Source organism: Pseudomonas sp. B20, assembly GCF_020515755.1.
Classification (GTDB): Bacteria; Pseudomonadota; Gammaproteobacteria; order Pseudomonadales; family Pseudomonadaceae; genus Aquipseudomonas; species Aquipseudomonas syringae.
Genome location: NZ_JAHPJG010000034.1, coordinates 42,266 through 52,311, shown reverse-complemented (window position 1 = coordinate 52,311; position 10,046 = coordinate 42,266). Strand labels below are relative to the sequence as shown.

The window sequence follows — 10,046 nt, the reverse complement described above, 5'->3', positions numbered from 1 at the left end:
GAGCCGGATGGCTTTTGTAGGAGCGAACTTGTTCGCGAAGGCATTGTTTCGAACGACGAATCTTTTGCGACTGTACTGGCCCTTTCGCGAACAAGTTCGCTCAAAACTAGGCAGTTCGTGACGCTCTGCTTCACAAAGAGGACGCAGAGCGTCGCACGATAGCTGATACACAAACAAAAACGCCCCGATCATCTCGGGGCGTTTTTCGTTACCGGGTAGCCTTACGCGGCGATCGACGTCTTGAGCTTGTTCATCGCGCTTTTTTCCAGCTGACGAATACGCTCGGCGGAGACGTTGTACTTCTGCGCCAGGTCATGCAGCGTGGCTTTTTCTTCTGCCAGCCAGCGCTGATAGAGGATGTCGCGGCTGCGTTCGTCCAGCACGTCCAGCGCCTGATGCAGATTGGCGGTGGAGTTGTCGGTCCAGTCGGAGTCTTCCAGTTGACGCGCCGGGTCGTAGCGGTGGTCTTCCAGATAATTGGCTGGCGACTGAAAGGCGCTATCGTCATCCGCTTCGGCGGCCGGGTCGAACGCCATGTCGTGGCCCGTCAGACGGCTTTCCATCTCACGCACTTCACGCGGCTCGACGCCCAGGCTTTCTGCAACGCGATGCACTTCATCGTTGTTCAGCCAGGCCAGACGCTTCTTCTGGCTACGCAGGTTGAAGAACAGCTTGCGCTGCGCCTTGGTCGTGGCGACCTTGACGATGCGCCAGTTGCGCAGGATGAACTCGTGAATTTCGGCCTTGATCCAGTGCACGGCGAAAGACACCAGACGCACGCCCATTTCAGGGTTAAAACGCTTCACGGCCTTCATCAGACCGACGTTACCTTCCTGGATCAGGTCGGCCTGAGCCAGACCGTAACCCGAGTAACTGCGCGCGATGTGCACGACGAATCGCAGGTGGGCGAGGACCATTTGACGGGCCGCGTCCAGATCCTGCTCATAGTAGAGACTCTCAGCCAGTTCACGCTCCTGCTCGGGCGTCAGCAAGGGAATGCTGTTGACCGTGTGCACATAGGCCTCGAGGTTCGCACCCGGGACTAGAGCATAAGCAGGTTGCAAAGAAGTGGTCATACGAAAAAACCTCCAGCGCACAGGTAATGTGCAGTTCAGCATTAGCCAGATTGACCCGGAACCGCTAACCAAGTTCCTTGATTTTCAGAGGCCAGTCTGGTGAAACAATAATGTGGCTCTACCGGGGCGCCAGTTCACGAAGATGTCGGGCCACCGCAATCCAGGCACCGATATACCCTAACAGAACCGCTCCAAGCAAGAGGGAAAGACCATCACCCATCGGCACACCGGCCAGCGCAAAGTCACTTCCATAGAGACCTGCCAGTCCGACAACCGCGCCGTTCAGCCAGTTCAGGCCATAAGCCAGAACGCCCCAGGACAGTATGCCTGCCCCGAAGCCGTACAGCGCGCCCATATAGAGGAAGGGCCTGCGCACGTAGCTGTCGGTACCGCCCACCAGCTTGATGACTTCGATTTCGATGCGGCGGTTTTCAATGTGTAGACGAATTGTGTTACCAATTACTAACAGCAAAGCCGAGACCAGCAGAACCGTCAAGCCGAAAACGAAACGGTCACCCAGTTTGAGGATCGCGGCCAGCCTTTCAACCCAGACCAGGTCCAGTTGCGCCTGTTCTACTTTAGGCAATTCGGCCAGTCGCGTACGCAAGGCTTCCAGCGCAGGTTTGTCCACTTCGTCCGGCGTCACCAGCACCACGCCCGGAAGCGGGTTCTCCGGCAATTCCTTGAGCGCCTCGCCCAACCCGGACTGTTGCTTGAACTCACCCAACGCCTGTTCGCTGCTGATGTATTCGGCATCTGCCACACCGGGCATCGCCTTGATTTCATCGCGCAGGCGAGTGCCATCAGCAGTGCTGGCATCCAGGTTCAGGTAGATCGAAATCTGCGCCGCGCGCTGCCACGAACCACCCAGACGCTCGACATTGCTCAGCAGCAACGACAAGCCCATCGGCAGGCTCAAGGCAATCGCCATCACCAGACAGGTAAAGAAGCTGCCAATCGGTTGCTTGCCCAGACGGCGCAGGCTGTCCAGCAGACTGGAGCGATGGCTTTCCAGCCAGGCGGACAGCAGCGCACTGAAATCAGGGCCGTCGTCATCGTGGTCGTGGCGCTGCTTTTTCTGTTTCGGCGGCACCGGATCGGCGGCTTTGGGCGCGACGCGCTCTGAAACCTTGGGGCTGCGTGTGGCACTCATACTCCGGCCTCCCCGTCACCGATCAGACGACCGCGCTGCAGGGTCAGCATGCGATGGCGCATGCGGGCGATCAATGCCAGGTCGTGACTGGCAATCAGCACGCTGGTCCCCAGTCGGTTGATATCTTCAAACACACCCATGATCTCCGCCGCCAGGCGTGGGTCGAGGTTACCGGTCGGTTCATCGGCAAGCAGCAGGGCCGGACGGTGAACGATGGCGCGGGCAATGCCGACACGCTGTTGCTGACCGGTAGAGAGGTCACCCGGGTAAAGCTCGGCCTTGTCGGACAACGCCACCCGCTCAAGCGCCGAGTCGACCCGCTTGGCGATCTCGGGCTTGGACAGGCCGAGGATCTGCAAGGGCAACGCGATGTTGTTGAACACCGTGCGATCGAACAGCAACTGGTGATTCTGGAACACCACGCCGATCTGACGACGCAGAAACGGGATTTGTGCGTTGCTGATTTGCCCAAGGTCCTGACCGGCCAGCATCAGTTTGCCGGTGGTCGGACGCTCCATGGCCAGCAACAGGCGCAGCAGCGTGCTTTTGCCGGCACCGGAATGACCGGTGACGAACAAAAACTCGCCGCGACGTACTCGAAAGCTCAGTTCATGCAACCCGACATGTCCATTCGGGTAGCGCTTACCGACCTGCTCGAATCGAATCATGGACGCTCCCGCTCCGCAAACAGTGCCTGAACAAAGGGTTCGGCCTCGAAGGTACGCAGATCATCGATACCTTCACCGACGCCGATATAGCGAATCGGCAAGCCGAACTGCTTGGCCAGGGCGAAAATCACGCCGCCCTTGGCGGTGCCATCGAGCTTGGTCAGCGCCAGCCCGGTCAGCGTGACGGTCTGGTTGAATTGCTTGGCCTGATTGATAGCGTTCTGCCCGGTGCCCGCATCGAGGACCAGCAGGACTTCATGAGGAGCGTCTGCGTCCAGCTTGCCGATCACACGGCGAACCTTCTTCAACTCCTCCATCAGGTTGTCCTTGGTGTGCAGACGGCCAGCGGTGTCGGCAATCAGTACGTCGATGCCACGAGCCTTGGCGGCCTGCACGGCATCGAAGATGACAGAAGCCGAGTCGGCACCGGTGTGCTGGGCGATGACCGGTATGTGATTACGCTCACCCCAGACCTGCAATTGCTCGACGGCTGCAGCGCGGAACGTGTCGCCCGCCGCCAGCATGACCTTCTTGCCTTCCAGTTGCAGCTTCTTGGCCAGCTTGCCGATGGTCGTGGTCTTGCCCGCGCCATTGACGCCGACCACCAGAATCACGAACGGCTTGTGTTCGGACTTGATCACCAGCGGCTGCTCGACAGGCTTGAGCATCGCGGCCAGCTCGCCCTGCAACGAGGTGTACAGTGCCTGGGCGTCGGTCAACTGCTTGCGCGCGACCTTCTGGGTCAGGCTCTTGATGATCACCGAGGTGGCCTCAACGCCGACATCGGCGGTCAGCAGACGGGTTTCGATTTCTTCCAGCAGGTCGTCATCGATGGCCTTCTTGCCCAGAAACAGGCTGGCCATGCCTTCGCCAATACTGGCACTGGTCTTCGACAGGCCCTGCTTGAGACGTGCAAAGAAGCCGACCTTGCCGGTTTCCGGCTCAGGTGTCGGCGCAGGCACTGCAAGCTCTTGCGCAGCAGGCTGAACAGGTTGCGGCTGTGGCTCTGCAACAGGCTGAACCAGGACCGGCTCAGGCATCGCCAGCGGCACGATATCCGCCACCGGCTCCGCTACGGCAGGTTCAGGCTCCAGCGATTCGGGCGCAACAGGGGCATGGTTTTGTTCAGGGATGGCCGGCGTGACATGCGGCTCGCGCTCGTCACTCAAGGCCACCGGCTCTTCAGTCACCGGCAAGGTCAACCAGGGCTGAGGCGACGGCGCGCCGGGCTCCACATGCAGTTGCGATGCAGGCGCAGTTGCTTCGACAGTGACTTCGGGCACCGATTGCGAGGCAACATGAGGCTCAACCTGCGGCGTCGCGGCAACCTGATCGGCGATCGGGTCGGGTTGCGTCGGGGATGATTCTGCTGGCTTCGGCTCGGCTTGCTGCGGCTTCTTGCGCAGCCATCCGAACAGGCCTTTCTTCTCTCCAGCCTCGGCTGGGGTCTTCTTGTCGTCGTTGGAACCAAACATGGATGACGGCTATCTCAAGGTTGCGGGGCGCCAGAGGGCGACCCGGAAAAATTCTGACATGCAAAACAGACTGCGTTTAGGACTTCTTGTTCACTCAACGGCCGCTTGTGCAGCTACCTTTACCTGCGTTTCAGACAGGTTTCACTCGCAATCGGCCAGTGAAGGCTGTCTCTGAAGCAAACGGATCAGTATCCTAACACCCCCGCGCCCGCCGACGCTAAGTTCAAGCGGGCCGTCCTACAGGTTCAAACTACGAATGAATGCTTTAGCCCGCCGCGCCGCAGGCCTGCTGCTCAGCACAATTTGTCTGCCTTTGACAGCATTGGCTGCTGATCCGCAACCGACTCACGAATTCACCCTCGACAATGGCCTGAAGGTCGTTGTCCGCGAAGACCACCGCGCCCCGGTAGTTGTGTCGCAGATCTGGTACAAGGTCGGCTCCAGCTACGAAACGCCGGGCCAGACCGGTCTGTCCCACGCACTTGAACACATGATGTTCAAAGGCAGCAGCAAAACCGGACCGGGCGAGTCTTCGCTGATTCTCCGCGATCTGGGCGCTGAAGAGAATGCGTTCACCAGCGACGACTACACCGCCTATTACCAGGTGCTGGCGCGTGACCGTCTGAGCGTCGCGCTGGAACTGGAAGCCGATCGCATGGCAACCCTGAAATTGCCCGCCGACGAGTTCAGCCGCGAGATCGAGGTCATCAAGGAAGAGCGTCGCCTGCGTACCGATGACCAACCAATGGGCAAGGCGTTCGAGCGCTTCAAGGCGATGGCCTACCCTGCCAGCGGCTACCACACGCCGACCATCGGCTGGATGGCCGACCTGGAGCGCATGAAAGTCGAAGAACTGCGCCACTGGTACGAATCCTGGTATGCGCCGAACAACGCCACGCTGGTGGTGGTCGGTGATGTGCAGCCGGACGACGTCAAAGCCCTGGCAGAACGCTTCTTCGGATCGATCCCGCGCCGCGCTGTACCGCCTTCGAAAAAACCACTGGAGCTGGCCGAGCCGGGCGAGCGCAAGATCACCCTGCACGTCAAAACCCAGTTGCCTAGCCTGATTTACGGTTTCAACGTACCGAGTGTCGCGACCGCTGAAGATCCACGCTCGGCGAACGCCCTGCGTCTGATCGCAGCGCTGCTCGACGGTGGCTACAGCGCACGCATTTCCTCACGCCTGGAACGTGGCGAAGAGCTGGTTTCCGGCGCCTCGTCGCGTTACGACGCGTTCGCTCGCGGCGACAGCCTGTTCATGATCAGCGCCACACCTAACCTGCAGAAGAAGAAAACCCTGGCCGACGTGGAAGCCGGAATCTGGCGCCTGCTCGATGAGCTGAAAACCAAGGCACCGTCCGCCGAGGAGCTGGAGCGTGTCCGGGCTCAGGTAATTGCCAGCGTGGTCTACGAGCGCGACTCGATCACCAGCCAGGCAACCATGATCGGAGAACTGGAAACCGTCGGCCTGTCCTGGAAGTTGATGGACAATGAACTGGAGGCGCTGCAGAGCGTAACCCCGCAAGACATCCAGAAAGCTGCCAACACCTATTTCACCCGTGAGCGCCTCAGCGTTGCGCACGTTCTGCCTGAGGAGAAAGCCAAATGATCACGCGCAATGCTCCACGTCATGCGCTGCTTGGCCTGATCCTGGCCGGTTCGCTCGGTGCCTTTGTCGCACTGCCAGCCCTGGCCGACGACGCCCCTGCCGAGCAGGGCCAGGCCGCTCCCGCGCTGGGCAGCAACCTGCAGACCCTCAAGGAACTGGACGGCAAGGCTCCGGCCCGCCGCGCCCTGAATATCCAGACCTGGAATACCGCCGAGGGCGCCCGCGTGCTGTTCGTGGAATCCCGCGAATTGCCGATGTTCGACATGCGCCTGACGTTCGCCGCAGGCAGCAGCCAGGACCAGAAATCGCCCGGCATTGCCCTGCTGACCAACGCCATGCTCAACGAGGGCATCAAAGGCAAGGACGTCAACGCGATCGCCCAGGGCTTCGAAGGTCTGGGCGCCGACTTCAGCAACGGATCCTACCGCGACATGGCGGTGGCCTCACTGCGCAGCCTGAGTGCTGCGGACAAGCGCGATCCGGCCCTGAAGCTGTTCAGTGAAGTGGTGGGCAAGCCCACCTTCCCTGCCGATTCTCTGGCCCGCATCAAGAACCAGTTGATCGCCAGCTTCGAGACTCAGAAACAGAACCCCGGCGCTATCGCCAGCAAGGAACTGTTCAATCGTCTGTACGGCGATCACCCCTACGCTCACCCGAGCGAAGGCGACGCCAAGAGCGTCAACGCCATCACCCTGGCTCAGCTCAAGGCATTCCACGCCAAGGGCTATGCGGCGGGCAATGCGGTGATTGCTCTGGTCGGCGACCTGTCGCGAGACGAAGCGCAGGCCATCGCGGCACAGGTCTCGGCCTCGTTGCCCAAAGGTCCGGCGCTGGCAAAAGTCGCTGACCCGGTCGAGCCCAAGGCAGGCACCACACACATCGAATTTGCCTCCAACCAGACGCACCTGATGCTCGCGCAGCTGGGTGTCGACCGCAACGATCCGGACTACGCGGCGCTGACCGTGGGTAACTCGGTCTTGGGCGGTGGCGGCTTCGGCAGCCGGCTGATGACCGAAGTGCGGGAAAAACGCGGTCTGACCTACGGCGTGTCTTCCGGTTTCACTGCCATGCAGGTGGCGGGACCGTTCATGATCGGCCTGCAGACGCGTGCGGAAATGAGCGACAACACCCTCAAGCTGGTGCAGGACATCGTTCGCGACTTCCTCGCCAATGGTCCGACCCAGAAAGAAGTCGACGATGTGAAGCGCGAACTGACCGGCAGCTTCCCGCTGACCGCAGCCAGCAATTCAGCCATCGTGGGTCAGTTGGGCGCCATCGGCTTCTACAACCTGCCGTTGACCTACCTCGAGGACTACATGGCTGCCGCCCAGAACGTGACCGTCGAACAGGTGAAAGCGGCAATGAGCAAGCACCTGAGCGCCGACAAGATGGTCATCGTCACCGTGGGCCCGACCGTCGAGCAAAAACCATTGCCGGCGCCAACCGACAAACCCGTCCGCCAACCTGCAGGGGTCCCGGAACACTGATGGCCAATCCACGTCCGAAGGGCCACAACGGCCTGGGTCAGCTTCGTATCATCGGCGGAGAGTGGGGCAGCCGCCGCCTGACCTTCCCAGACGCCCCAGGCTTGCGCCCGACACCTGATCGCGTGCGCGAAACCCTGTTCAACTGGCTGGCCCCCTACATCGCCGGTGCCAGGGTGCTGGACGTTTTCACGGGCAGCGGCGCGCTGTATTTCGAAGCCTTGTCGCGTGGCGCCAGCATGGGCCTGGCCTTGGACAGCAACGCGGCAGCCATCGCCAGCCTGCGCCAGAACCTCAATGCACTGAACTGCACCAGCGGCCAGGTCTCCCAGACCGACGCCCTGCGCCATCTGGAAACCGCCACAGCGTCGCCCTTCGACGTTGTGTTCCTCGACCCGCCCTTCCATCAGGGCCTGCTGGCATCAGCCTGCAACCTGCTGGAAAGCCACGGCTGGCTGGCCGACACCGCCTGGATCTACACCGAAAGCGAAATACCGCCATCGACCACCGGCCTGCCGGGCAGCTGGCGATTGCACCGCGAGAAAAAGGCCGGGCAGGTGTATTACGCCTTGTGGCAGCGGGGCTAGCCCAAGTACCACTGAATGGAGCGTTTGGCGCGCTCCATTCCTGCCTCAATATCCCTCCCAGATAATGCGACCTACTTGAATCAAAGACCCATCCTACGTAGCACTCGTTGACCCGGAACTGCAAAAATAGTCCCATTTGCTCACGACATTTAGACGTTCGGCATGGCCCCTGCGTGCACGAAGGAAAGTTATGAGCAAAGAAAACAGGACAGCAAAATGGCGATTGCGGAGTGTGATGTGTCGCATCACAATCACAGTTTGATTGTCAGCTGGAGGCACAAAGGTCTCAGGATTTTTTTTGAAACCGGTTCTACAAGCGGAATCAGAGCGGATCACTCAAGACGTATCGCACATGCCCTGATGATTCTGAATCGAGCGAAAGAGCCAGCTAACGTCAATATACCCGGCTGGCGACTTCACCCCCTCAAGGGAGAACTGGAAGGGTTCTGGTCAATAACTGTAAACGCCAACTGGCGTATTATTTTTCGTTTCCTAGAAACAGATGTCGAACTGGTCGATTATCTGGATTACCACTGAGCGGAGGTCCCTGTGGAAATGCATAACCCCCCACATCCGGGCGAAATCCTGCTTGAAGAGGTGATTCCCGGTCTGCAGACCACTGTTTCGGAGTTCGCCAGCCATCTGGGTTTTGCCAGAGAGACCCTTTCGGAAATACTGCATGGCCTTGCGCCTGTAAGCCCTGACCTGGCAGTAAGGCTTGAACGGGCGGGCATCAGCAGCGCGCGTCTATGGCTGAGCATTCAGGCCGATCACGACCTTTGGCAGGCCGAGCATCGCGAGCAGCCGCCAATCGAGCCTTATGTCAGAGCAGGTCAAGGTTAGCAACGCGTCACGGGGACAAGCCACCACGCTACTTGAATTCCCCCCTTACATCCCGGACTGCTTAGTGGCAACGTATAGCCGGTCACCCCTGAACTGATCGTTGAGCAAGCACGTGCCCACACGCCCTACCTTTCTGTCCCATGCCAATCCATTCGTCCCGGCCGTCGGCATGGGCAATCCGCATTTGCAGACGCTTTGGGGGCCGCTGCTGCGCAAGCCGACGCTGCTGGCGCGGACGCGCGAGCGGTTGTGGTTGCAGGACGGGGACTTTCTGGACATGGACTGGCATGGTCCGGATGAGCCCGACAAACCCTTGGTGCTGGTATTGCACGGCCTGACCGGATCGTCCAACTCGCCCTATGTTGCCGGCCTGCAAAAGGCCATGGCAGCGCTGGGCTGGCCGAGTGTGGCATTGAACTGGCGCGGTTGCTCGGGAGAACCCAACCTGCTGTCGCGCAGTTATCATTCCGGGGCGAGCGAGGATCTGGCCGAGGTGATCGCCCATTTGCGTTCGCTGCGTCCATTGGCTCCGATTTATGCCGTGGGGTATTCGCTGGGCGGCAATGTGCTGCTCAAGTACCTCGGTGAGTCCGGCGCCAACAGTGATCTACGGGGCGCCGTGGCGGTGTCCGTGCCGTTTCGTCTGGACGAATGCGCCAACCGTATCGGCCAAGGCTTCTCGCGGGTTTATCAGCGCCATTTCATGCGCGAAATGCTGGCCTATATCCGTGACAAGCAGCATAGGTTCCAGCATGAAGGCATCAGCGAGGGGCTGGCCGAACTCGCCGCGCTGGGCTCACTGGAGAACATGCGCACCTTCTGGGACTTCGATGGCCGGGTGACTGCGCCGCTGCACGGTTTTACCGATGCCACGGATTATTACCGCAGAGCGTCCAGCCGCTACTACCTGGGCCAGATCCAGACGCCGACGCTGATCATCCAGTCCAGCGACGACCCGTTCGTGTTCCCTCATAGCCTGCCCGAGCCCAGCGAGCTATCGTCCTGCACCGAATTCGAACTGCACACCAAGGGCGGACATGTCGGCTTCGTCGAAGGCTCGCTTCGCACTCCGCGCTACTACCTAGAACGTCGCATCCCGCTGTGGCTATGCGCCACCCAGGATCGCGATGGCTCGCCCACGATTGGATAAC

At 60.4% G+C, this 10,046-nt stretch carries 10 protein-coding genes; 6 read left to right on the top strand and 4 right to left on the bottom strand.

Translation table 11 applies throughout. The features are described from left to right. Positions 1-221: 221 nt before the first annotated feature. The 4 genes from rpoH to ftsY all read right to left on the bottom strand — a co-directional run bounded on the left by rpoH (position 222) and on the right by ftsY (position 4,372). Positions 222-1,076: an RNA polymerase sigma factor RpoH gene (gene rpoH, locus LIX91_RS24735; RefSeq protein ID WP_002555629.1), complete on the bottom strand. Its 855-nt coding sequence runs from the start codon at positions 1,074-1,076 to the stop codon at positions 222-224. 118 nt (positions 1,077-1,194) lie between these two features. Further along, positions 1,195-2,229, bottom strand: coding sequence for a permease-like cell division protein FtsX (gene ftsX / locus LIX91_RS24730; RefSeq protein WP_003393643.1), 1,035 nt, complete (start codon positions 2,227-2,229; stop codon positions 1,195-1,197). Further along, entirely contained in the window at positions 2,226-2,897 is a 672-nt protein-coding gene (ftsE, locus tag LIX91_RS24725) for a cell division ATP-binding protein FtsE (protein WP_002555631.1), read from the bottom strand. Before ftsE ends, ftsX begins: the two co-directional genes overlap by 4 nt. After that, positions 2,894-4,372: a signal recognition particle-docking protein FtsY gene (gene ftsY / locus LIX91_RS24720; protein ID WP_226489347.1), complete on the bottom strand. Its 1,479-nt coding sequence runs from the start codon at positions 4,370-4,372 to the stop codon at positions 2,894-2,896. The genes ftsE and ftsY overlap by 4 nt, the downstream gene beginning before the upstream one ends. 256 nt (positions 4,373-4,628) lie before the next feature. On the opposite strand from ftsY, the gene LIX91_RS24715 reads away from it, so the two are divergent. The 6 genes from LIX91_RS24715 (at position 4,629) to LIX91_RS24690 (ending at position 10,045) form a co-directional block, all read left to right on the top strand. Continuing rightward, entirely contained in the window at positions 4,629-5,981 is a 1,353-nt protein-coding gene (locus LIX91_RS24715; RefSeq protein WP_003420053.1) for a M16 family metallopeptidase, read from the top strand. Continuing rightward, positions 5,978-7,468 carry a M16 family metallopeptidase gene (locus LIX91_RS24710; RefSeq protein WP_100073740.1) on the top strand — a complete coding sequence of 497 codons (1,491 nt, stop codon included), beginning with the start codon at positions 5,978-5,980 and terminating at the stop codon, positions 7,466-7,468. Before LIX91_RS24715 ends, LIX91_RS24710 begins: the two co-directional genes overlap by 4 nt. After that, the gene (rsmD, locus tag LIX91_RS24705; protein WP_103697322.1) at positions 7,468-8,052 is read left to right on the top strand and encodes a 16S rRNA (guanine(966)-N(2))-methyltransferase RsmD; all 585 of its coding nucleotides are present in this window, start codon (positions 7,468-7,470) and stop codon (positions 8,050-8,052) included. Before LIX91_RS24710 ends, rsmD begins: the two co-directional genes overlap by 1 nt. A 258-nt stretch (positions 8,053-8,310) precedes the next feature. After that, positions 8,311-8,589 (top strand): type II toxin-antitoxin system RelE/ParE family toxin, encoded by a 279-nt coding sequence (locus tag LIX91_RS24700; protein WP_080052679.1) that lies wholly within the window; start codon positions 8,311-8,313, stop codon positions 8,587-8,589. A 12-nt stretch (positions 8,590-8,601) separates the two neighbouring features. Further along, on the top strand, positions 8,602-8,895 hold the full coding sequence (locus tag LIX91_RS24695) for a HigA family addiction module antitoxin (RefSeq protein ID WP_024961230.1): 294 nt from the start codon (positions 8,602-8,604) through the stop codon (positions 8,893-8,895). A gap of 112 nt (positions 8,896-9,007) precedes the next feature. After that, on the top strand, positions 9,008-10,045 hold the full coding sequence (locus LIX91_RS24690; protein ID WP_003411939.1) for a hydrolase: 1,038 nt from the start codon (positions 9,008-9,010) through the stop codon (positions 10,043-10,045). The last annotated feature ends 1 nt before the right edge of the window (position 10,046 follow it).